This is a genomic window from Streptomyces cacaoi, assembly GCF_006539165.1.
In the GTDB taxonomy this organism is placed as follows: Bacteria; Actinomycetota; Actinomycetes; order Streptomycetales; family Streptomycetaceae; genus Streptomyces; species Streptomyces cacaoi.
Window position 1 is genome coordinate 207,527 of sequence record NZ_BJMM01000004.1, and the last position, 19,750, is coordinate 227,276.

Annotated in this window: 29 protein-coding genes; 25 read left to right on the forward strand and 4 right to left on the reverse strand. The window is 69.3% G+C overall.

The window, feature by feature from the left end:
- Positions 1 to 137 precede the first annotated feature (137 nt).
- The 21 genes from rplN (at position 138) to truA (ending at position 12,653) form a co-directional block, all read left to right on the forward strand.
- On the forward strand, positions 138 to 506 hold the full coding sequence (gene rplN / locus SCA03_RS06315; RefSeq protein WP_019354942.1) for a 50S ribosomal protein L14: 369 nt from the start codon (positions 138 to 140) through the stop codon (positions 504 to 506).
- A 2-nt stretch (positions 507 to 508) separates the two neighbouring features.
- The gene (gene rplX, locus SCA03_RS06320; protein ID WP_030883908.1) at positions 509 to 832 is read left to right on the forward strand and encodes a 50S ribosomal protein L24; all 324 of its coding nucleotides are present in this window, start codon (positions 509 to 511) and stop codon (positions 830 to 832) included.
- Positions 832 to 1,392 (forward strand): 50S ribosomal protein L5, encoded by a 561-nt coding sequence (gene rplE, locus SCA03_RS06325; RefSeq protein WP_030883913.1) that lies wholly within the window; start codon positions 832 to 834, stop codon positions 1,390 to 1,392. The genes rplX and rplE overlap by 1 nt, the downstream gene beginning before the upstream one ends.
- A gap of 2 nt (positions 1,393 to 1,394) precedes the next feature.
- Positions 1,395 to 1,580, forward strand: a complete 186-nt coding sequence (locus SCA03_RS06330) for a type Z 30S ribosomal protein S14 (protein ID WP_030883916.1) — start codon at positions 1,395 to 1,397, stop codon at positions 1,578 to 1,580.
- Between the two features lie 199 nt (positions 1,581 to 1,779).
- The gene (gene rpsH / locus SCA03_RS06335) at positions 1,780 to 2,178 is read left to right on the forward strand and encodes a 30S ribosomal protein S8 (RefSeq protein WP_030883919.1); all 399 of its coding nucleotides are present in this window, start codon (positions 1,780 to 1,782) and stop codon (positions 2,176 to 2,178) included.
- Positions 2,179 to 2,201: 23 nt separating this feature from the next.
- Complete coding sequence (gene rplF, locus SCA03_RS06340; protein WP_030883922.1) at positions 2,202 to 2,741, forward strand: 50S ribosomal protein L6; 540 nt, start codon at positions 2,202 to 2,204, stop codon at positions 2,739 to 2,741.
- Between the two features lie 3 nt (positions 2,742 to 2,744).
- Positions 2,745 to 3,128: a 50S ribosomal protein L18 gene (gene rplR, locus SCA03_RS06345; protein WP_030883924.1), complete on the forward strand. Its 384-nt coding sequence runs from the start codon at positions 2,745 to 2,747 to the stop codon at positions 3,126 to 3,128.
- 71 nt (positions 3,129 to 3,199) lie between these two features.
- Positions 3,200 to 3,802 carry a 30S ribosomal protein S5 gene (gene rpsE / locus SCA03_RS06350; RefSeq protein ID WP_030883926.1) on the forward strand — a complete coding sequence of 201 codons (603 nt, stop codon included), beginning with the start codon at positions 3,200 to 3,202 and terminating at the stop codon, positions 3,800 to 3,802.
- Entirely contained in the window at positions 3,802 to 3,984 is a 183-nt protein-coding gene (gene rpmD / locus SCA03_RS06355; RefSeq protein WP_030883930.1) for a 50S ribosomal protein L30, read from the forward strand. The genes rpsE and rpmD overlap by 1 nt, the downstream gene beginning before the upstream one ends.
- 1 nt (position 3,985) lies before the next feature.
- Positions 3,986 to 4,447 (forward strand): 50S ribosomal protein L15, encoded by a 462-nt coding sequence (rplO, locus tag SCA03_RS06360; protein WP_030883933.1) that lies wholly within the window; start codon positions 3,986 to 3,988, stop codon positions 4,445 to 4,447.
- 185 nt (positions 4,448 to 4,632) lie between these two features.
- Positions 4,633 to 5,946 (forward strand): preprotein translocase subunit SecY, encoded by a 1,314-nt coding sequence (gene secY, locus SCA03_RS06365; RefSeq protein ID WP_030883936.1) that lies wholly within the window; start codon positions 4,633 to 4,635, stop codon positions 5,944 to 5,946.
- Entirely contained in the window at positions 5,946 to 6,596 is a 651-nt protein-coding gene (locus SCA03_RS06370; protein ID WP_030883939.1) for an adenylate kinase, read from the forward strand. The genes secY and SCA03_RS06370 overlap by 1 nt, the downstream gene beginning before the upstream one ends.
- Before the next feature lie 103 nt (positions 6,597 to 6,699).
- Positions 6,700 to 7,536 carry a type I methionyl aminopeptidase gene (gene map / locus SCA03_RS06375; protein ID WP_030883941.1) on the forward strand — a complete coding sequence of 279 codons (837 nt, stop codon included), beginning with the start codon at positions 6,700 to 6,702 and terminating at the stop codon, positions 7,534 to 7,536.
- A 195-nt stretch (positions 7,537 to 7,731) separates the two neighbouring features.
- A complete protein-coding gene (gene infA, locus SCA03_RS06380) occupies positions 7,732 to 7,953 on the forward strand; it encodes a translation initiation factor IF-1 (protein WP_003948620.1) in 222 nt (73 codons plus the stop codon).
- 63 nt (positions 7,954 to 8,016) lie between these two features.
- The gene (gene rpmJ, locus SCA03_RS06385) at positions 8,017 to 8,130 is read left to right on the forward strand and encodes a 50S ribosomal protein L36 (protein WP_003956441.1); all 114 of its coding nucleotides are present in this window, start codon (positions 8,017 to 8,019) and stop codon (positions 8,128 to 8,130) included.
- 181 nt (positions 8,131 to 8,311) lie between these two features.
- Positions 8,312 to 8,692: a 30S ribosomal protein S13 gene (gene rpsM / locus SCA03_RS06390; RefSeq protein ID WP_030883943.1), complete on the forward strand. Its 381-nt coding sequence runs from the start codon at positions 8,312 to 8,314 to the stop codon at positions 8,690 to 8,692.
- Positions 8,693 to 8,759: 67 nt separating this feature from the next.
- On the forward strand, positions 8,760 to 9,164 hold the full coding sequence (rpsK, locus tag SCA03_RS06395) for a 30S ribosomal protein S11 (RefSeq protein WP_016473404.1): 405 nt from the start codon (positions 8,760 to 8,762) through the stop codon (positions 9,162 to 9,164).
- A gap of 28 nt (positions 9,165 to 9,192) precedes the next feature.
- Complete coding sequence (gene rpsD / locus SCA03_RS06400) at positions 9,193 to 9,819, forward strand: 30S ribosomal protein S4 (protein WP_030883947.1); 627 nt, start codon at positions 9,193 to 9,195, stop codon at positions 9,817 to 9,819.
- Between the two features lie 116 nt (positions 9,820 to 9,935).
- Positions 9,936 to 10,958, forward strand: a complete 1,023-nt coding sequence (locus SCA03_RS06405) for a DNA-directed RNA polymerase subunit alpha (protein WP_030883950.1) — start codon at positions 9,936 to 9,938, stop codon at positions 10,956 to 10,958.
- Between the two features lie 244 nt (positions 10,959 to 11,202).
- On the forward strand, positions 11,203 to 11,703 hold the full coding sequence (gene rplQ, locus SCA03_RS06410) for a 50S ribosomal protein L17 (protein ID WP_030883952.1): 501 nt from the start codon (positions 11,203 to 11,205) through the stop codon (positions 11,701 to 11,703).
- Between the two features lie 86 nt (positions 11,704 to 11,789).
- Positions 11,790 to 12,653, forward strand: a complete 864-nt coding sequence (gene truA, locus SCA03_RS06415; RefSeq protein WP_086816115.1) for a tRNA pseudouridine(38-40) synthase TruA — start codon at positions 11,790 to 11,792, stop codon at positions 12,651 to 12,653.
- A gap of 111 nt (positions 12,654 to 12,764) precedes the next feature.
- Here truA and SCA03_RS06420 read toward each other — a convergent pair whose 3' ends face one another.
- From SCA03_RS06420 to SCA03_RS06430, 3 genes are all read right to left on the reverse strand, one after another.
- A complete protein-coding gene (locus tag SCA03_RS06420; RefSeq protein ID WP_030883957.1) occupies positions 12,765 to 13,916 on the reverse strand; it encodes a flotillin family protein in 1,152 nt (383 codons plus the stop codon).
- 10 nt (positions 13,917 to 13,926) lie between these two features.
- Positions 13,927 to 14,178, reverse strand: coding sequence for an NfeD C-terminal domain-containing protein (locus tag SCA03_RS06425; protein ID WP_030883959.1), 252 nt, complete (start codon positions 14,176 to 14,178; stop codon positions 13,927 to 13,929).
- A 109-nt stretch (positions 14,179 to 14,287) separates the two neighbouring features.
- On the reverse strand, positions 14,288 to 15,127 hold the full coding sequence (locus tag SCA03_RS06430; protein WP_030883973.1) for an LIM domain-containing protein: 840 nt from the start codon (positions 15,125 to 15,127) through the stop codon (positions 14,288 to 14,290).
- Between the two features lie 373 nt (positions 15,128 to 15,500).
- Here SCA03_RS06430 and rplM point away from each other — a divergent pair, with 373 nt between their 5' ends.
- The 3 genes from rplM to glmM all read left to right on the forward strand — a co-directional run bounded on the left by rplM (position 15,501) and on the right by glmM (position 18,144).
- Positions 15,501 to 15,944 (forward strand): 50S ribosomal protein L13, encoded by a 444-nt coding sequence (gene rplM, locus SCA03_RS06435; protein WP_030883975.1) that lies wholly within the window; start codon positions 15,501 to 15,503, stop codon positions 15,942 to 15,944.
- Between the two features lie 41 nt (positions 15,945 to 15,985).
- Complete coding sequence (gene rpsI, locus SCA03_RS06440; protein ID WP_030883977.1) at positions 15,986 to 16,489, forward strand: 30S ribosomal protein S9; 504 nt, start codon at positions 15,986 to 15,988, stop codon at positions 16,487 to 16,489.
- 248 nt (positions 16,490 to 16,737) lie between these two features.
- Positions 16,738 to 18,144, forward strand: coding sequence for a phosphoglucosamine mutase (gene glmM / locus SCA03_RS06445; protein WP_030883979.1), 1,407 nt, complete (start codon positions 16,738 to 16,740; stop codon positions 18,142 to 18,144).
- Between the two features lie 116 nt (positions 18,145 to 18,260).
- Here the strand turns inward: glmM and coaA are convergent, their stop codons facing one another.
- The gene (gene coaA, locus SCA03_RS06450) at positions 18,261 to 19,241 is read right to left on the reverse strand and encodes a type I pantothenate kinase (protein ID WP_030883981.1); all 981 of its coding nucleotides are present in this window, start codon (positions 19,239 to 19,241) and stop codon (positions 18,261 to 18,263) included.
- Between the two features lie 183 nt (positions 19,242 to 19,424).
- On the opposite strand from coaA, the gene SCA03_RS06455 reads away from it, so the two are divergent.
- A complete protein-coding gene (locus SCA03_RS06455; protein WP_030883983.1) occupies positions 19,425 to 19,682 on the forward strand; it encodes a hypothetical protein in 258 nt (85 codons plus the stop codon).
- Positions 19,683 to 19,750 lie beyond the last annotated feature (68 nt).

Genomic DNA, 19,750 nt, shown 5'->3' on the forward strand with positions numbered 1-19,750 from the left:
AATCCCCGCAAGGGGATTGGCAAGTCAATGCTGCCCGGGGGGTTTCCCCCGGGTTCGTTCCGCCAGGCTCGCCGGGGTGCCTCCGCTCATGAGCGGGGCCACCCCGGCGGGAACCGGCAGACATACAGGAGATAGACGTGATCCAGCAGGAGTCTCGGCTTCGCGTCGCCGACAACACGGGTGCGAAGGAGATCCTCACCATCCGTGTGCTCGGTGGCTCGGGTCGACGCTACGCGGGCATCGGTGACGTCGTCGTCGCTACCGTCAAGGACGCGATCCCCGGCGGGAACGTGAAGAAGGGCGACATCGTCAAGGCCGTCATCGTGCGCACCGTCAAGGAGCGCCGCCGGCCCGACGGCTCGTACATCCGCTTCGACGAGAACGCGGCCGTCATCCTCAAGAACGATGGCGACCCCCGCGGCACCCGCATCTTCGGCCCGGTGGGTCGTGAGCTGCGCGAGAAGAAGTTCATGAAGATCATCTCGCTCGCGCCGGAGGTGCTGTGACCATGAAGATCAAGAAGGGCGACCTGGTCCAGGTCATCACCGGCAAGGACAGGGGCAAGCAGGGCAAGGTCATCAAGGCCATGCCCCGCGAGGACCGTGTCCTGGTCGAGGGTGTCAACCGGGTCAAGAAGCACACGAAGGCCGGCCAGACCGCGCGCGGTTCGCGGACCGGCGGCATCGTGACGACCGAGGCCCCCGTCCACGTGAGCAACGTTCAGCTCGTCGTGGAGAAGGACGGCAAGAAGGTCGTCACCCGCGTCGGCTACCGCTTCGACGACGAAGGCAACAAGATCCGCGTTGCCAAGCGGACCGGTGAGGACATCTGATGACTGCCACCACCGAGGCCCCGCGCCTCAAGCAGCGCTACCGCGCCGAGATCCAGGGCAAGCTGCAGGACGAGTTCTCCTACGAGAACGTCATGCAGATCCCGGGTCTGACCAAGATCGTGGTCAACATGGGTGTGGGCGACGCCGCCCGCGACTCCAAGCTGATCGAGGGTGCCGTCAAGGACCTCACCACGATCACCGGCCAGAAGCCGGCCGTGACCAAGGCCCGTAAGTCCATCGCCCAGTTCAAGCTGCGCGAGGGTCAGCCGATCGGTGCCCACGTGACCCTGCGTGGCGACCGGATGTGGGAGTTCCTGGACCGCCTGCTGTCGCTCGCGCTGCCGCGCATCCGCGACTTCCGCGGGCTGTCGTCGAAGCAGTTCGACGGCCGGGGCAACTACACGTTCGGTCTCACGGAGCAGGTGATGTTCCACGAGATCGACCAGGACAAGATCGACCGGGTCCGGGGCATGGACATCACCGTGGTCACCACGGCGAGCACCGACGACGAGGGTCGTGCACTGCTTCGTCACCTCGGCTTCCCGTTCAAGGAGAACTGATCATGGCGAAGAAGGCTCTGATCTCGAAGGCCAGCCGTAAGCCGAAGTTCGCCGTGCGTGCCTACACGCGCTGCCAGCGCTGCGGCCGTCCGCACTCCGTCTACCGCAAGTTCGGCCTGTGCCGCGTGTGCCTCCGCGAGATGGCGCACCGCGGCGAGCTGCCGGGCGTCACCAAGAGCTCCTGGTGATCCCTCCCGTCGCCCGGGCGTGCACCGGGCGACGGGGGTGACCCAGGGCTCTCGGTAAGCTGAACAGTCGCTTACTACGCCGAAGGTCCCCCGCGACGCACCCGTCCCGTCGCCGGCTCCGTCTCCACGGAAGCCGACGGACGGGGAGAGGGACGACGCAGACAGGGAAACCCCGGCGAGAGAGGCCGAAGGCCATCACATGACCATGACCGATCCGATCGCAGACATGCTCACGCGTCTGCGGAACGCGAACTCGGCGTACCACGACACCGTCGAGATGCCGCACAGCAAGATCAAGTCGCACATCGCGGAGATCCTCCAGCAGGAGGGCTTCATCACCGGCTGGAAGACCGAGGACGCCCGCGTGGGCAAGAACCTCGTCCTCGAGCTGAAGTTCGGCCCGAACCGCGAGCGTTCGATCGCCGGCATCAAGCGGATCTCGAAGCCGGGTCTGCGGGTCTACGCAAAGTCCACCAACCTGCCGAAGGTGCTCGGCGGCCTGGGCGTGGCGATCATCTCCACGTCGCACGGTCTCCTCACCGACAAGCAGGCCAGCAAGAAGGGTGTGGGCGGGGAAGTCCTCGCCTACGTCTGGTAACGGAAGGGAACGGAGGTAAAGCAATGTCGCGTATCGGCAAGCTCCCCATCCAGGTTCCCGCCGGTGTGGACGTCACCATCGATGGCCAGACGGTCGCGGTGAAGGGCCCCAAGGGTTCCCTCGCGCACACCGTTGCCGAGCCCATCGAGATCGCGAGGAACGAGGACGGCGCCATCGTCGTCACCCGTCCCAACGATGAGAGCCGGAACAGGGCCCTGCACGGTCTGTCCCGCACGCTGGTGGCGAACATGATCACTGGCGTGACCGACGGGTTCAGCAAGGACCTGGAGATCAGCGGCGTGGGTTACCGCGTCCAGGCCAAGGGCACCGATCTGGAGTTCTCCCTGGGCTACAGCCACCCGGTCCTCGTCAAGGCCCCCGAAGGGATCTCCTTCAAGGTCGAGTCCCCGACCAAGTTCACTGTCGAGGGCATCGACAAGCAGCAGGTCGGCGAGGTCGCCGCGAACATCCGCAAGCTGCGCAGGCCCGACCCCTACAAGGCCAAGGGCGTGAAGTACGCCGGCGAGGTCATCCGCCGCAAGGTCGGAAAGGCTGGTAAGTAAGCCATGGCATACGGCGTGAAGATCGCCAAGGGCGACGCCTACAAGCGTGCCGCCACCAAGCGCCGTCACATCCGGATCCGCAAGAAGGTTTCGGGTACGCCCGAGCGTCCCCGCCTCGTGGTGACGCGCAGCAACCGCGGCATCACCGCCCAGGTCATCGACGACATCGCGGGCCACACGCTGGCCTCGGCGTCGCACCTGGACGGCTCGATCCGCGGCTCCGAGGGCGGCAAGGGCGAGCAGGCCAAGCAGGTCGGCGCGCTCGTCGCGGAGCGCGCGAAGGCAGCGGGCATCGAGGCCGTCGTCTTCGACCGCGGTGGCAACAAGTACGCAGGGCGGATTGCCGCTCTGGCCGACGCCGCCCGTGAGGCCGGGCTCAAGTTCTGAGTTCGCCCGTCGCGGCAGCGACCGAAACGTCGCTGCGTAGCTAGCGGACGTAAACGAGAGAGGTAATTCCAATGGCTGGACCCCAGCGCCGCGGTGGCGGCGCCGGTGGCGGCGAGCGGCGGGACCGTAAGGGCCGGGACGGCGGCGCGGGCGCCGAGAAGACCGCGTACGTCGAGCGCGTCGTTGCGATCAACCGAGTCGCCAAGGTTGTGAAGGGTGGTCGTCGCTTCAGCTTCACCGCGCTGGTCGTGGTGGGCGACGGTGACGGCACCGTGGGTGTCGGGTACGGCAAGGCCAAGGAGGTGCCGGCCGCCATCGCCAAGGGCGTTGAGGAGGCCAAGAAGCACTTCTTCAAGGTCCCGCGTATCCAGGGCACCATCCCGCACCCGATCCAGGGTGAAGAGGCCGCGGGTGTCGTGCTGCTGAAGCCGGCTTCGCCCGGTACCGGTGTCATCGCCGGTGGCCCGGTGCGTGCCGTGCTGGAGTGCGCGGGCATCCACGACGTGCTGAGCAAGTCGCTCGGCTCGGCCAACCCGATCAACATCGTGCACGCCACGGTGGCCGCTCTCCGGGGGCTTCAGCGCCCCGAGGAGATCGCCGCCCGCCGTGGCCTGCCGCTGGAGGACGTGGCTCCCGCCGCTCTGCTGCGGGCGCGTGCAGGGGTGAACGCGTAATGGCACGCCTGAAGATCACGCAGAACAGGTCCGTCATCGGGACGAAGCAGAACCACCGTGACACGCTGCGGACCCTCGGTCTCAAGCGCGTCAACGATGTGGCCGTTCGCGAGGACAGCGCCGTCGTGCGCGGTCAGGTGCACTCCGTGCGCCACCTCGTGACGGTCGAGGAGGTCGACTGACATGGCTGAGCCCCAGGGCAACCCCCTGAAGGTGCACAACCTGCGTCCGGCCCCCGGAGGCAAGACCGCCAAGACCCGCGTGGGTCGCGGTGAGGCCTCCAAGGGCAAGACGGCCGGTCGCGGCACCAAGGGCACGAAGGCCCGCTACCAGGTTCCGGAGCGCTTCGAGGGTGGGCAGATGCCGCTGGTCATGCGGCTGCCCAAGCTCAAGGGCTTCAACAACCCGGCGCACAAGCAGTTCCAGGTCGTGAACCTGGACAAGCTGGCCGCTCTCTACCCGGAGGGCGGGGAGGTCACGGTGGCCGACCTGGTCGCCAAGGGCGCCGTGCGCAAGAACGAGCTCGTCAAGGTGCTCGGCTCGGGTGACATCTCCGTGGCCCTGACGGTGACCGTCGACAAGGTCTCCGGCTCCGCCAAGGAGAAGATCACCGCCGCCGGCGGCACCGTCACCGAACTCATCTGAGTTCGTTGACCGGGTGAACGACAGGCCGGGGATGTCCCAACGGGGCATCCCCGGCTGGTCGTTTGCCAAGCTGTCGTTTCTCGCTCGTGCCGTCGCCGGTAAGGTGGCGTGCACTGTTGATATCTGTCGATCCTCAAGACCGTCACCTCTCGCGCCAGTAGACCGCGGGGGGCGCAGGAGGCACCGTGCTCACCGCGTTCGCCCGGGCGTTCCAGACGCCCGACCTGCGCAAGAAGCTGCTGTTCACGCTCGGCATCATGGTGCTCTTCCGGATCGGAGCGCACGTCCCGGTGCCGGGCGTCAGCTATGAGAACGTCCAGGCGTGTATGGACGAGGCCAAGGGCGCGCAGGGCCTGTTCGGCCTGGTCAACATGTTCAGTGGCGGTGCGCTGCTCCAGATCACGATCTTCGCTCTCGGGATCATGCCGTACATCACGGCGAGCATCATCCTGCAGCTGCTGGTCGTGGTCATTCCCCGCCTCGAAGCGCTGAAGAAGGAGGGGCAGGCCGGTCAGGCCAAGATCACGCAGTACACGCGGTACTTGACCGTCGCGCTCGCCATCCTCCAGGCCACCGGCCTCGTCGCCACCGCGCGCAGCGGCTCGCTCTTCCAGAACTGCAGCGTCGCCACCCAGATCATTCCGGACCAGTCCATCTTCACCACGGTCGTGATGGTCCTGACGATGACCGCCGGCACCGGCCTCATCATGTGGCTGGGTGAGCTGATCACCGACCGCGGTATCGGCAACGGCATGTCGATCCTCATGTTCGTCTCGATCGCGGCCGGCTTCCCGGGCGCGCTGTGGGCCATCAAGAAGCAGGGCAAACTGGCCGACGGCTGGATCGAGTTCGGGGCCGTGATCGTCTGCGGGCTCGCGATGGTCGCGCTCGTGGTCTTCGTCGAGCAGGCCCAGCGCCGTATTCCCGTGCAGTACGCGAAGCGCATGATCGGGCGCCGGAGTTACGGCGGAACGTCGACGTACATTCCGCTGAAGGTCAACCAGGCCGGTGTGATTCCCGTCATCTTCGCGTCGTCGCTGCTCTACATTCCGGCGCTCATCGTGCAGTTCAGCGGTTCGCAGGCCGGGTGGGCGCAGTGGATCCAGGCGCACTTCGTGAAGGGTGACCACCCGCTCTACATCGCCACGTACTTCCTGCTGATCGTCTTCTTCGCGTTCTTCTACGTGGCCATCTCCTTCAACCCCGAAGAAGTGGCCGACAACATGAAGAAGTATGGTGGCTTCATCCCGGGCATCCGGGCGGGCCGTCCCACGGCGGAGTACCTGAGTTACGTGCTGAACCGCATCACGTGGCCGGGCTCTCTGTATCTGGGTCTGATCGCTCTGGTGCCGACCGTCGCGCTGATCTTGTTCAACGCCAACCAGAACTTCCCGTTCGGCGGGACGAGCATCCTGATCATCGTGGGCGTCGGGCTTGAGACCGTGAAGCAGATCGAGAGCCAGCTTCAGCAGCGCCATTACGAAGGGTTCCTCCGCTGATGCGTATCGTCCTCGTCGGGCCGCCGGGTGCGGGCAAGGGAACGCAGGCGTCATTCCTCGCCGAGAACCTGTCGATTCCGCACATCTCCACGGGTGACCTCTTCCGCGCCAACATCAGCCAGGGCACTCCGCTCGGGCAGAAGGCGCAGGAGTACATGCGAGCCGGCCAGCTGGTGCCGGACGAGGTCACCATCGGTATGGCCAAGGACCGCATGCAGGAGCCCGACGCGGCATCCGGTTTCCTGCTCGACGGCTTCCCCCGCAACATCGCCCAGGCCGAGGCGCTCGACGCCTACCTGGCGGAGACGGGCCAGAAGCTGGACGCGGTGCTGGACCTGGAGGTCCCCGAGGACGAGGTCGTCAAGCGGATCGCCGGCCGGCGCATCTGCCGCAACGACAGCAGCCATGTCTTCCACGTCGAGTACAGCCCCCCGAAGCAGGACGGCGTGTGCGACGTGTGCGGCGGCGAGCTGTACCAGCGGGACGACGACCGTGAGGAGACGGTGCGCAAGCGGCTCGCCGTCTACCACAGCGAGACGGAGCCGATCATCGACCACTACAAGGCGCAGGATCTCGTGACGACGATCTCCGCGCTGGGTGAGGTCGGCGAGGTCACGGCCCGCGCGATGCAGGCCCTCCGGCGCGACTGACGCGCACACAGCGTGAATCCCGGGGCCGGACCTTTCGGGTCCGGCCCCGACGCATGCTGGCAGACTTGAAGCAGTAGTCCGAGGCAGGAAGGCGGCAGCCGACATGGTGGAGCTCAAGACCCCCGAGCAGATCGCGAAGATGCGCGAGGCGGGGCTGGTGGTGGCCGCCATGCACAAGGCGTGCGCCGAAGCGGCGGTGCCCGGCGCGACGACGAAGGACCTCGACGAGGTCGCCGCCAAGGTCCTCGCCGACCACGGAGCCAAGCCCAACTTCCTGGGCTACGGCGGCTTCCCCGGCAACATCTGCACCTCGGTGAACGACGTCGTCGTGCACGGCATCCCGTCCGCCGACACCGTCCTCAAGGCCGGCGATCTGCTCTCCATCGACGCGGGCGCCATCATCGACGGCTGGCACGGGGACGCCGCGCTCACCGTCTTCGTCGGCGACGGGCACTCCGCCGAGCTGCACGAGCTGAGCCGGGTCACCGAGGAGTCCATGTGGGCCGGCATCGCCGCCATGCGCAAGGGCAACCGCCTCGTGGACGTCTCCAAGGCCATCGAGGGCTACATCCGGCGACAGCCGCGGCCCTCCTCCGGCAAGTACGGGATCATCGAGGACTACGGCGGGCACGGCATCGGCTCCCAGATGCACATGGACCCGCACCTGCTCAACTACGTCGAGCGGCGGCGGGGCCGCGGTCCGAAGCTGGTGCCCGGGATGTGCCTGGCCATCGAGCCGATGGTGAGCCTGGGCACGGCGAAGACGCATGTCCTGTCCGACGACTGGACGGTCAAGACCAATGACGGTACGTGGTCGTCGCACTGGGAGCACTCCGTGGCGCTGACCGAGCAGGGCCCGCTGGTGCTGACCGCGCCCGACGGCGGCCGGGCCAAGCTGGCCGAGCTGGGCGTCCAGACCGCCCCGGACCCGCTGGGCTGACGTCCGCGCCGACTTCCGCTCCCGCGGCATAACGATCGCGGGGAGTGGGCACAATCCCGGATTCGTCTTTCCGGGCGGGGTGACGTAGACTGGCTCGTCGGCCCAGGTGTACCCGTATGCAGTCGTCCTCCGGACTTCCGCCAGGTGCGCCGGGTCACCCCAGGTAGCCGATCCCGGAAGGTGAAGCGCTCAAGCATGGCCAAAAAACAAGGGGCCATCGAGATCGAGGGCACCGTCGTCGAGTCCCTCCCGAACGCCATGTTCAAGGTGGAGCTCCAGAACGGGCACCAGGTTCTCGCGCACATCAGCGGCAAGATGCGGATGCACTACATCCGTATTCTTCCCGACGACAGGGTCGTCGTGGAGCTGTCTCCGTACGACCTGACGCGCGGGCGGATCGTCTACCGCTACAAGTAGATCGACAGATCGTGCCGTCCGTCTCCCTCCCGGGTGGGGCGGCCAGACCCGGAGAACCTCACCATGAAGGTCAAGCCGAGCGTCAAGAAGATCTGCGACAAGTGCAAGGTGATCCGCCGTCACGGCCGGGTCATGGTCATCTGCGACAACCTGCGCCACAAGCAGCGCCAGGGCTGAAGCACGACCTGCCTTTCGCAGTTCTTCGCGCGACGCGAGCAACAGACAACACAGCAGAGCCCGGCACCTGAGCGTGCCGACACCCCCGGTCGGAGGCCGGGGACCTTCCCCGGAGCCCGTCGGCAGGGGACGGGAGCGGCGCTGCTGCAGACCTCCGACGAAATCATCAGGAGCCACATTCATGGCACGCCTCGCAGGCGTCGACCTCCCGCGTGAGAAGCGCGTCGAGGTCGCCCTCACCTACGTCTTCGGCATCGGCCGCACGCTGTCCAGGGAGACCCTGGCCGCGACCGGTGTCAGCCCGGACACCCGCGTGCGGGACCTGGCCGAGGAGGAGCTGGTCAAGCTCCGCGAGTACGTGGACAACAACCTGCGCGTCGAGGGTGACCTCCGCCGCGAGATCCAGGCCGACATCCGCCGCAAGGTCGAGATCGGCTGCTACGAGGGTCTGCGCCACCGGCGTGGTCTCCCCGTCCACGGCCAGCGCACCAAGACCAACGCCCGCACCCGTAAGGGCCCGCGTCGCGCGATCGCCGGCAAGAAGAAGCCGGGCAAGAAGTAGTCCGCACCGGACACGCTGCAAGCGGTCCGCGTTGTAGGACCGACCACCTCACGGGAGTTATCTCTATATGCCTCCGAAGGGCCGTACGGCCGGCGCCAAGAAGGTGCGCCGCAAGGAGAAGAAGAACGTCGCCCACGGGCACGCTCACATCAAGAGCACGTTCAACAACACGATCGTCTCGATCACCGACCCGACCGGGAACGTGATCTCGTGGGCCTCGGCCGGCCACGTCGGCTTCAAGGGCTCGCGCAAGTCCACGCCGTTCGCCGCGCAGATGGCCGCGGAGAACGCCGCGCGCCGCGCCCAGGAGCACGGCATGCGCAAGGTCGACGTCTTCGTGAAGGGCCCCGGCTCCGGCCGTGAGACCGCGATCCGCTCGCTCCAGGCCACCGGCCTCGAGGTCGGGTCCATCCAGGACGTCACCCCGACCCCGCACAACGGCTGCCGCCCGCCGAAGCGTCGCCGGGTCTGAGACAACTGAAGTAGGAGATCAACGACACATGGCGCGTTACACCGGGGCCGACTGCAAGCGTTGCCGTCGGGAGAAGCAGAAGCTCTTCCTCAAGGGGAGCAAGTGCGAGAGCGCGAAGTGCCCGATCGAGATCCGTCCTTACCCCCCGGGTGAGCACGGTCGCGGGCGCACCAAGGACTCCGAGTACCTGTTGCAGAAGCGTGAGAAGCAGAAGGCAGCGCGTATCTACGGCGTCCTGGAGAAGCAGTTCCGCGGGTACTTCAACGAGGCGAACCGCCAGCAGGGCAAGACGGGTGAGAACCTGCTGCGCATCCTGGAGACCCGGCTGGACAACGTGGTGTACCGGGCGGGCTTCGCCAAGTCCCGTGACCACGCACGTCAGTTGGTTAAGCACGGCCACATCGCGCTGAACGGTCGCAAGACCGACATCCCCTCGGCGCGGGTGTCCGTGAACGACATCGTCGAGGTCCGCCCCTCCTCCCGCAACCTCACGCCTTTCCAGGTGGCGGCTGCGGAGGCCGGCGAGAAGACGGTTCCGGCCTGGCTGGAGTCGATTCCGTCGAAGATGCGGATCCTCGTCCACTCGCTGCCCGAGCGCCAGGTGATCGACACCCAGGTGCAGGAGCAGCTGATCGTCGAGCTGTACTCGAAGTAATCCGGGTCACACAGCTCTGCTGGGGCGGGCGGTCGGGGTCCATCGGGCCCGGCCGCCCGTACCCTTGCAGTGACGGCATCAAATAGCGGTTGCCGAAAACTGGAGGCACACATCTCATGCTGATTGCTCAGCGCCCCTCTCTGACCGAAGAGGTCGTCGACGAGTTCCGGTCCCGGTTCGTGATCGAGCCGCTGGAGCCGGGCTTCGGCTACACCCTCGGTAACTCCCTGCGTCGTACGCTCCTCTCCTCGATCCCCGGTGCGGCCGTGACCAGCATCCGGATCGACGGTGTCCTGCACGAGTTCTCGACCGTGCCGGGCGTCAAGGAGGACGTCACCGACCTCATCCTCAACATCAAGAGCCTGGTCGTCTCCTCGGAGCACGACGAGCCGGTCGTGATGTACCTGCGCAAGCAGGGCCCCGGCCTGGTGACCGCCGCGGACATCGCGCCGCCGGCCGGTGTCGAGGTGCACAACCCGGACCTGGTCCTCGCCACGCTCAACGGCAAGGGCAAGCTGGAGATGGAGCTGACCGTCGAGCGCGGTCGCGGCTACGTCTCCGCCGTGCAGAACAAGCAGGTCGGGCAGGAGATCGGCCGGATTCCGGTCGACTCGATCTACTCGCCGGTGCTCAAGGTGACCTACAAGGTCGAGGCGACCCGTGTCGAGCAGCGCACCGACTTCGACAAGCTGATCGTCGACGTCGAGACCAAGCAGGCCATGCGGCCGCGGGACGCCATGGCGTCCGCCGGTAAGACGCTGGTCGAGCTGTTCGGCCTGGCGCGGGAGCTGAACGTCGACGCCGAGGGCATCGACATGGGCCCGTCGCCGACGGACGCGGCGCTCGCCGCGGATCTGGCGCTGCCGATCGAGGAGCTGGAGCTGACGGTCCGCTCCTACAACTGCCTCAAGCGTGAGGGCATCCACTCCGTGGGCGAGCTGGTGGCCCGCTCGGAGGCGGACCTGCTGGACATCCGCAACTTCGGTGCCAAGTCCATCGACGAGGTGAAGGCCAAGCTCGCGGGCATGGGCCTCGCCCTCAAGGACAGCCCTCCCGGGTTCGACCCGACCGCCGCCGCCGACGCGTTCGGTGCGGAGGACGACGCGGACGCCGGCTTCGTGGAGACCGAGCAGTACTGATCTGTGGGCCTGCGCGCCTCCGGCCGGGGGCGCGGGGGTCGTCCCCCGCGCGGCTGGAGTGTGGAGACCGAGCAGTACTGATCCGTCGGTCTGCGCGTCCCTCTCTGCGGGCCCGCTGTGGCTGGCCGCGCAGTTCCCCGCGCCCCTTCCGGGGCGCGGGTTCGTGAGCCCGGTACCTGGTACGGCCGGGGCTGCCGCCGGTTCCTGATACGGCCGGCGCAGGAACAAGACAAGGAGAAGGATCATGCCGAAGCCCACCAAGGGTCCCCGTCTGGGCGGCAGCGCCTCGCACCAGAAGGCGATGCTGGGCAACCTGGCGACCGCGCTGTTCGAGCACGGCCGCATCACGACGACCGAGGCCAAGGCCCGTCGTCTGCGTCCGGTCGCGGAGCGGCTGATCACCAAGGCGAAGAAGGGCGACCTGCACAACCGCCGGCAGGTCATGCGCACGATCCTCGACAAGAGCGTCGTGCACACCCTCTTCACCGAGATCGGTCCGCGCTACGAGAACCGTCCCGGTGGCTACACCCGCATCACCAAGATCGGCCCGCGTCGTGGCGACAACGCCCCGATGGCGGTCATCGAGCTGGTCGAGGCCCTGACCGTGCAGCAGACCGCTGTCGGCGAGGCCGAGGCGGCGACGAAGCGGTCCGCGAAGGACGCCGCCGGTGACGAGGCCGTGGCCGACCTCAAGAAGGGCGAGGCCGAGGGCGAGTCCGCCGAGGGCGAGTCCAAGGACGCCTGAGACGTTCGTCTCGTGAAGCGGGTCCGTCCCTTCGGGGGCGGGCCCGCTTTCGTCGTCGGGGAACACCGGGGAAGGAAGCACAGACAGTGAGCGACGAGGCAGCTCCTGGTTTCACGCGGGTCCGGCTGGATCTCGCCTACGACGGCCGGGAGTTCTCCGGCTGGGCGAAGCAGAAGGGCGGCCGGCGGACCGTCCAGGGTGAGCTGGAGGACGCGCTGCGGGTCGTGATGCGGCTGGGGGAGGCGCCCGAGCTGACCGTCGCGGGCCGGACGGACGCGGGCGTGCACGCGCGCGGGCAGGTGGCGCACGTCGATCTGCCGGACGAGGTGTGGGCCGAGCACGGCCCGCATCTGCTGCGGCGGCTGGCCGGCCGGCTGCCGATGGATGTCCGGGTGTTCCGCGTCGCCGTGGCGCCGCCGCACTTCAACGCCCGGTTCTCGGCGATCTGGCGGCGGTACGCCTACCGCGTCACCGACCATCCGGGGGGCGCGGACCCGCTCCAGCGCGGTCATGTGCTGTGGCACAACTGGCCGTTGGACCTCGATGCGATGAACGAGGCCGCGCGCGGCCTGCTGGGGGAGCACGACTTCGCCGCCTACTGCAAGAGGCGGGAGGGCGCGACGACGATCCGTACGCTCCAGGAGCTGTCCTGGACGCGGCGTCCCGACGGGGTGCTGGAGGCGACGGTGCGTGCGGACGCGTTCTGCCACAACATGGTGCGCTCGCTGGTCGGCGCGATGCTGTTCGTCGGTGACGGGCACCGCCCGCCGGAGTGGCCGGCGAAGGTGCTGGCCGCCGGGGTCCGGGACTCGGCGGTGCATGTGGTGCGCCCGCACGGGCTCACCCTGGAGGAGGTCGGCTACCCCGCCGACGACGCCCTGGCGGCCCGCAATCTGGCCTCGCGCAGCCGGCGTTCGCTGCCGGGGGACCCGCCGGGCGGCTGCTGCTGACCGGCGGGAGCGCGGTCTCCCGTGCGCCCGGGCGGGGGCGCGCCCGGAGCCGCCGGGCTCCGCGTGCCCGGCGGGGTCCGGACGAGGAGCGCCGGACGTCGGGGAGACGGCTCAGCGGATGGGTACCGTGCCGTCGTCGTCGTGCGGGGCACGGGGTGCGGGCGAGGCCGGGCCCGTGGCGGCCGGGGTGCCCAGGTTCTGCTTGACCGTGTCGAGGATCGTCAGGCCCTGGCTGACCAGCCCGGCGGCGACCTCGCCGAGGCCGTCCGCCCCGTTGAGCACGTTGACGTTGGCCTGGGAGAGGCCGGACGCGGCCTCCTTGACGATCTGCGGGAGCTGGTCGATGAGGAGCTGGTCCAGGGCCACCCGGTCGTGCGAGGCCGCGGCCTCCGCCTGGATCTTCATCCGCTCGGCCTCGGCGAGGGCCAGCGTCTTGATCCGCTGGGCGTCGGCCTCCGCCGGCTTGACGACCTCGGCGACCAGTTCCTGCTGGCGCAGCTGGGCGGCGCGCTCGGCCAGCTCCGTCTGCGCGGCGAGCACCTCCTGCTGGGCGTGTGCGTCGGCCAGCGGGCCCGCCTGCGCCGACTGTGCCTGGACGCGGTCGACCTCGGCCTTGTACTCGGCCTCCACGATGGCGGTCTGCCGCTCGTACTCGGCCTGGTTGCGGGCCGCTTCCTGCTGGGCCTCGACGGACGCCTGGGTGGCCTGGGCCTCGGCGATCTTCGCCTGGCGCTGGATGGCGGCCTTGTGCGGGGCCGACATGGCCTCGATGTAGCCGGTGTCGCCGTCGTCGATGGACTGGATCTGGAGCGAGTCGACGATCAGGCCGATCTTGCTCATCTCCGCCTTGGAGGTCTCCAGCACCTCCGTGGCGAGCTTCTGCCGCTCCGTGACGATCTCCTCCACCGTCATCGAGCCGATGATGGAGCGCAGATGACCGGAGAAGATCCGGCCGGTCAGCACGGACATCTGCTCCTGCTCGGAGAGGAAGCGCTGGCCGGCGTTGACGATGCTCTCGGTGTCGTTGCCGACCTTGAAGGCGATCACGGCGCGCACCGTGAGCACGATGCCCTGCCGGGTGACGCAGGACTCGGTCACCTCGGCCTCCCGCATGGCCAGGGTCAGAAAGCGGGTCTTGCGGAAGATCGGCAGCACGAACTTGCCGTGCCCGGTGACCACCCGGAAGGGCGCGCCCTTCAGGCCCCGCCTGCCTCCGGAGATCAGCATGGCCTCGTCGGGTGCGGGGACGCGGTATCCGAACAATGTTCACTCCTCAACTGACGTGGTCCGCACCGTCGTCGAGGGCGTCCAGGGGGTCGCGCCAGGCGCTCACCCGGACCTGCCGGGTGCCGCTGGAGTCGATCACCAGCACGGTCGTGCCGAGGGGCAGCGGCTCGTCGGACCAGGCGATGTAGGTCTCCGTGCCGCCGCGGATCCGGACCAGGACCTCGCCGGGGCCGGCCTCCCCGCGGGTCCCGATGACCAGTTCGCCGACGCAGCCGATCACGGCCTGCTCCGGGCCCATCCGCGCGCCTCCCCCTTGTCCGCCCCGGTGGTGTGCCGGTGACACTAGTCCTCCCGGCCGCAACTCCGTGGTGCGCGCGGCCACTTGTTACCTACCCGGGACGGGCCGGTCAGGAGCCGGGTTCCTCCGCCGCGGCCGAGGACTGCGCCCGGCCGCGCTGGAGCACCCGCGCGTAGCCGTAGTTCGAGCCGTCCAGCGCGGCCCGCTGGGCGGCCTCGTCCTCGGGGCCGGACGCCTTGCCGTCGGTGCGGCCCGCGATGGTGAAGTAGGCGTAGCGGCCCAGGGAGTTGGCCGTCGTACGGCAGGTGACCGTGCGGCAGAAGTCCGGGACGCCGCCGCCGGGCAGGGCGACCAGGTTGGGCTGGTACTCCTTCTTGACCTGGGCGGCGGCGCGGGTGTCGGAGAAGGCGGCGATACCGACGGTGACGGCGAGGCCGTCCCGGGTGAACGTGGCCCGGTACAGGGCGCGGCAGCCGTGCCGCTTCAGGACCGGGCCGAGGCCCGAGTGGGCCGCGTCGGTGCAGCTGTCGCTGGTGCTGGTGGCCGTGCGCCGGTAGGGGCGGCCGTTGATGGTGACCTTCTCGCTCGGGTACAGCGTCTTCGCGCTGAGCGGCGCCTTGTCGTGCTCGGCGTCCGCGATGAAGTCCTTGGGCGGCGGCGGGGGCGGCGGCTCGTCCTTGAAGGTGGGCTGCGGGGGAGAGGAGGACGGCAGGTCCGAGGAGGGCGGCAGGGAGTCGGAGGGCTTGGCGGAGGGATCGCCGCCGCCCTCGTTGACGACGGCGAAGGCGACGATGCCCGCGATCGCGGCCGTGGCGAGCGCGCCCCCGCCCGCCAGCAGCCACCGCCTGCGCCGTGTACGGTCGCGTTCGGCCTCCTCGGCCAGCGCGGCCCAGTCGGGGGTGGACGATCCCCCGGAACCCCACTCGGGTCCCCCCTGCCCAAAGCTCATGCGCGCATCTTATGTGCTCGTGCGCGGGCGGTGACGGCTCGGTCGCCGGATATCCGGCGGGGGCGGGCCCGCGCCCGGCCCCGGGAGCACGGGGCGGCCGGGAGGTGCGGGCCGGGGGAGCGTACAGCCGGTTTTGACCCTCTCGGGGGAGGGTCGGTATCCTCTTGCTTCGTTGTGTGTATTGGCTTGCCTGTTCTCACGTGGGGGGTCTTTACACCGGCCTACCGGTCGATGACCAGGGGTCCCGCGCGGTTGCGTCACCGCGGGGGAGCCGGCCTGTCGTGATCGCGCTGGTGGCCTTGTCAGGACCAGTCCCCCGAGTCCTCACGGATCCGGGGCGCTCCCATTCACTGAAGAAGCGAAGGCTACGACCGTGCGTACGTACAGCCCCAAGCCCGGCGACGTCCAGCGCCAGTGGCACATCATCGACGCGCAGGACGTCGTCCTGGGCCGTCTGGCCTCCCAGGCCGCCACCCTCCTCCGGGGTAAGCACAAGCCGGTGTACGCGCCCCACGTCGACACCGGCGACTTCGTCGTCATCATCAACGCCGACAAGGTGCACCTGTCCGGTAACAAGCGCATCCAGAAGATGGCCTACCGCCACTCCGGTTACCCGGGTGGTCTGCGTTCGGTGCGCTACGACGACCTGCTGCGCAACAACCCGGAGAAGGCCGTGGAGAAGGCCGTCAAGGGCATGCTCCCGAAGAACTCCCTGGGTCGTCAGATGCTCTCGAAGCTGAAGGTCTACTCGGGCGATCAGCACCCGCACGCTGCGCAGCAGCCGGTGCCGTTCGAGATCAGCCAGGTCGCGCAGTAAGTCCGGCCACCCCCTAAGACGAAGAGAAGCTGAGGAGAATCGTGGCCGAGACCACCGCTGAGACCCCCGTCGAGGGCGTCGAGGAGTACACGACCGAGACCCCCGCGGCCCCCGAGGAGTACACCTCGGAGTCGCTGGCGTCCCGCTTCGGCGAGCCGCAGCCGGCCGCCGGTGTCGGGCGCCGCAAGAACGCCATCGCCCGTGTCCGGATCATCCCGGGCAGCGGCAAGTGGAAGATCAACGGCCGCACCCTTGAGGGCTACTTCCCCAACAAGGTGCACCAGCAGGAAGTCAACGAGCCGTTCAAGGTGCTGGAGCTGGACGAGCGCTACGACGTGGTCGCCCGTATCTCCGGCGGCGGCATCTCGGGCCAGGCCGGCGCGCTGCGCCTGGGTGTGGCCCGTGCGCTGAACGAGGCGGACGTGGACAACAACCGCGGCCCGCTGAAGAAGGCCGGCTTCCTGACCCGCGACGCGCGTGCCGTCGAGCGGAAGAAGGCCGGTCTCAAGAAGGCCCGCAAGGGCACGCAGTACAGCAAGCGCTGACCCCGCGCTGGCTGGAGCCTTCACGGATGCCCCGTCGGCACCTCGGTGCCGACGGGGCATCCGTCTATCGGGCGGCAGCGCGCCCTCCGGCCGCGGGGGGCGGCGTGCCGCCACGGGGTGAACGGGGCGTATACCTGGGATAACGGGAAATACCCGAGGTACCCGCATACCCGGTGTCCCCACTTCGGGCCTGGGCGGTCCCGCTCCCCGCCTGCCCTCGCAATCCCGCTGAACTCGGAGGAACGACTGTGGCACGACTCTTCGGTACGGACGGTGTACGTGGCGTCGCCAACGAGGGGCTGACGGCCGAGCTGGCGCTCGGGCTGTCGGTCGCGGCTGCGCACGTGCTGACCGGGGTGGGCGCCCAGGGCGCCGGAACTGCCGGAGCCGTCGAAGGCGCTGCCGCGACGCCGGGGGAGGCGGCCCGGCCGGTGGCCGTCGTCGGGCGCGATCCGCGGGCCTCCGGGGAGTTCCTGGAGGCGGCCGTCGTGGCCGGGCTGGCCAGTGCCGGGGTGGATGTGCTGCGGGTGGGCGTGCTGCCGACGCCGGCGGTGGCCTATCTGACGGGTTCGCTCGGGGCCGACCTGGGCGTGATGCTGTCGGCCAGCCACAACCCCATGCCGGACAACGGCGTGAAGTTCTTCGCGCGCGGTGGGCACAAGCTCGCCGACGAGCTGGAGGACCGGATCGAGGCGCTGTACCGGGAGCACGCGGCGGGCGAGCCGTGGGAGCGGCCGACGGGAGCGGGCGTGGGCCGGGTCAAGGACTACGACGAGGGCTTCGACAACTATGTCGCGCACCTGGTCGGGGTGCTGCCGAACCGGCTGGACGGGCTCAAGGTCGTCATTGACGGTGCGCACGGCGCGGCGGCGCGGGTCTCGCCGGAGGCGTTCGCGCGGGCCGGCGCCGAGGTCGTCACGATCGGCACCGATCCGGACGGGCTCAACATCAACGACGAGTGCGGCTCGACGCATCTGGCCGCGCTCCGTGCCGCCGTCGTCCGGCACGGCGCCGACCTCGGTGTGGCGCACGACGGCGACGCGGACCGCTGCCTCGCGGTGGACGCGGCGGGCGAGGAGATCGACGGCGACCAGATCCTGGCCGTCCTCGGGCTGGCGATGAAGGAGGCCGGCCAGCTGCGCAAGGACACGGTCGTGGCGACGGTCATGTCCAACCTCGGCTTCAAGCTGGCGCTGGAGCGGGCGGGGCTCTCGTTGCAGCAGACGGCGGTGGGCGACCGCTATGTGCTGGAGGAGATGAAGCGCGGCGGCTACTCCCTCGGCGGTGAGCAGTCCGGGCACGTCATCGTCCTGGACCACGCCACGACCGGGGATGGCACGCTCACCGGGCTGATGCTGGCCGCGCGGGTCGCGGCGACCGGTACGCCGCTCGCCGAGCTGGCCGCCGTCATGGAGCGGCTGCCGCAGGTGCTGGTCAATGTGCCGGACGTGGACAAGTCCCGGGTGGGCACGGCCGCCGAGGTCGTCACCGCCGTCGCCGAGGCCGAGGCGCAGCTCGGGGAGACCGGCCGGGTGCTGCTGCGGCCCTCGGGGACCGAGCCGCTCGTGCGGGTGATGGTGGAGGCCGCCGACATCGAGCACGCCCGTACCGTCGCGGGGCGGCTGGCCGATGTGGTGAAGAGCGCGCTGGGCTGAGGACGGAGCCGGTCGGGGCGGGGGCCGGGCCGGTCCCCGCCCCGACCGCTGTGTTCCGCTGGTTTCCGGCTTCTCCCGCTCCCCTCCCGGTCGGGGCGCCCGGTCGGAACGCCCGGTCAGAACTTCCGCAGGGAGAGGCGCTCGACCTTGTGGTCGGGGCCCTTGTGGAGCTGGAGCGTGGCCCGGCCGCGGGTGGGCGCTATGTTGCGGCGCAGATTGGGCTCGTTGATCGTCCGCCAGGTGTTGCGGGCGTAGTCCAGCGCCTCCTCCTCGCTGACCTGCGTGTACCGGTGGAAGTACGAGCGGGGGTTCTGGAAGGCCGTCGCGCGCAGCTGGCGGAAGCGGCTGAGGTACCAGCGGCGGATGTCGTCGGTGCGGGCGTCCACGTACAGCGAGAAGTCGAAGTGGTCGGAGACCGCGAGCCCGGTGCGGCCGTCCTTGCCGGGCATGGCCGGCTGGAGCACGTTGAGGCCCTCGACGATGAGCACGTCGGGGCGGCGCACGGTCAGCGTCTCGCCCGGCACGATGTCGTAGATCAGATGTGAGTAGACCGGGCCCGACACCTCGGGCTTGCCCGCCTTCACCTCGGCGACGAAGCGGGTCAGGGCGCGGCGGTCGTAGGACTCGGGGAAGCCCTTGCGGGACATCAGGCCGCGGCGTTCGAGTTCGGCCTTGGGCAGCAGGAAGCCGTCCGTCGTCACCAGGTCGACCCGTCGGCGCTCCGCGGCGCGTGTGCCGTCCGACCCGTCCGGTGCCTCGTGCGGGAAGGAGAGCAGCGCCTGGAGCAGCCGCGCGACCGTCGACTTGCCGACGGCCACGCTCCCGGCGATGCCGATCACGAACGGGGTGCCGGCGCGGGCCTCGGGCGGTGCGCCCAGGAAGGTGTTGAGGGCGTCGCGCCGGCGGTGAGCAGCGCCGATGTAGAGGTTCAGCAGGCGCGAGAGCGGCAGATAGATCTCCCGGACCTCGTCCAGGTCGATCACATCGCCCAGGCCGCGCAGCTCCTCGACCTCGGCGGCCGTGAGCGGCAGCGGTGTGCGCTCGCGCAGCGCGCTCCACTCGGCGCGGCTGAGGTTGACGTAGGGCTTCGTGGACACGGGGCCATTCTGCTCCCCGGGCGCCGACGGCTCCTGGGCGGGAGGCAGAGGGGAGCCTGCGGGGGTCCGGGGGAGGCAGGGACGTCGGGAGCGGGGGGTGCGGGACGTCCGGGAATGGCCGGGAGTTGAAGCCGGCGTGGGTGAAAGGTGTACGCGCCGTGTGAAAGCCGTTATGTTCCGCCCATGTCGCACCCTTTGAGCCGCATACGCCCCGCGCTCACCCGTTCCGCACGCGCCGCCAAGCGCCGCCCCGCATCCCTCGACGGCCCCGCCGGCCGGGTCTACGACGACCTCGCCGACGGCCTTCCCGAGGAGGATCTGGCCGAGGACCTCACCGAGTCCCTGGAGCTGTACGTCATGGGCAGCAAGCCCCGCTGCGAGGAGTCGGAGTATCTGGAACTGGTCGAGGACGCCATAGAGCGGATGGCGCGCGGCGCCTGAGCCCCGCCCTCCGCCGCGCCCCACGGGCGGCCCTCGCCCGCGGCCCCTACCGGCAGCAGCGCACCTCT

What these genes read in the sequence shown, in the direction of transcription:
- rplX (WP_030883908.1), top strand. Translation starts at nt 509, where the DNA reads ATGAAGATCAAGAAGGGCGACCTGGTCCAGGTCATCACCGGCAAGGAC.
- rplE (WP_030883913.1), top strand. Translation starts at nt 832, where the DNA reads ATGACTGCCACCACCGAGGCCCCGCGCCTCAAGCAGCGCTACCGCGCC.
- SCA03_RS06330 (WP_030883916.1), top strand. Translation starts at nt 1,395, where the DNA reads ATGGCGAAGAAGGCTCTGATCTCGAAGGCCAGCCGTAAGCCGAAGTTC.
- rpsH (WP_030883919.1), top strand. Translation starts at nt 1,780, where the DNA reads ATGACCATGACCGATCCGATCGCAGACATGCTCACGCGTCTGCGGAAC.
- rplF (WP_030883922.1), top strand. Translation starts at nt 2,202, where the DNA reads ATGTCGCGTATCGGCAAGCTCCCCATCCAGGTTCCCGCCGGTGTGGAC.
- rplR (WP_030883924.1), top strand. Translation starts at nt 2,745, where the DNA reads ATGGCATACGGCGTGAAGATCGCCAAGGGCGACGCCTACAAGCGTGCC.
- rpsE (WP_030883926.1), top strand. Translation starts at nt 3,200, where the DNA reads ATGGCTGGACCCCAGCGCCGCGGTGGCGGCGCCGGTGGCGGCGAGCGG.
- rpmD (WP_030883930.1), top strand. Translation starts at nt 3,802, where the DNA reads ATGGCACGCCTGAAGATCACGCAGAACAGGTCCGTCATCGGGACGAAG.
- rplO (WP_030883933.1), top strand. Translation starts at nt 3,986, where the DNA reads ATGGCTGAGCCCCAGGGCAACCCCCTGAAGGTGCACAACCTGCGTCCG.
- SCA03_RS06370 (WP_030883939.1), top strand. Translation starts at nt 5,946, where the DNA reads ATGCGTATCGTCCTCGTCGGGCCGCCGGGTGCGGGCAAGGGAACGCAG.
- map (WP_030883941.1), top strand. Translation starts at nt 6,700, where the DNA reads ATGGTGGAGCTCAAGACCCCCGAGCAGATCGCGAAGATGCGCGAGGCG.
- infA (WP_003948620.1), top strand. Translation starts at nt 7,732, where the DNA reads ATGGCCAAAAAACAAGGGGCCATCGAGATCGAGGGCACCGTCGTCGAG.
- rpmJ (WP_003956441.1), top strand. Translation starts at nt 8,017, where the DNA reads ATGAAGGTCAAGCCGAGCGTCAAGAAGATCTGCGACAAGTGCAAGGTG.
- rpsM (WP_030883943.1), top strand. Translation starts at nt 8,312, where the DNA reads ATGGCACGCCTCGCAGGCGTCGACCTCCCGCGTGAGAAGCGCGTCGAG.
- rpsK (WP_016473404.1), top strand. Translation starts at nt 8,760, where the DNA reads ATGCCTCCGAAGGGCCGTACGGCCGGCGCCAAGAAGGTGCGCCGCAAG.
- rpsD (WP_030883947.1), top strand. Translation starts at nt 9,193, where the DNA reads ATGGCGCGTTACACCGGGGCCGACTGCAAGCGTTGCCGTCGGGAGAAG.
- SCA03_RS06405 (WP_030883950.1), top strand. Translation starts at nt 9,936, where the DNA reads ATGCTGATTGCTCAGCGCCCCTCTCTGACCGAAGAGGTCGTCGACGAG.
- rplQ (WP_030883952.1), top strand. Translation starts at nt 11,203, where the DNA reads ATGCCGAAGCCCACCAAGGGTCCCCGTCTGGGCGGCAGCGCCTCGCAC.
- SCA03_RS06425 (WP_030883959.1), bottom strand. Translation starts at nt 14,178, where the DNA reads ATGGGCCCGGAGCAGGCCGTGATCGGCTGCGTCGGCGAACTGGTCATC.
- SCA03_RS06430 (WP_030883973.1), bottom strand. Translation starts at nt 15,127, where the DNA reads ATGAGCTTTGGGCAGGGGGGACCCGAGTGGGGTTCCGGGGGATCGTCC.
- SCA03_RS06455 (WP_030883983.1), top strand. Translation starts at nt 19,425, where the DNA reads ATGTCGCACCCTTTGAGCCGCATACGCCCCGCGCTCACCCGTTCCGCA.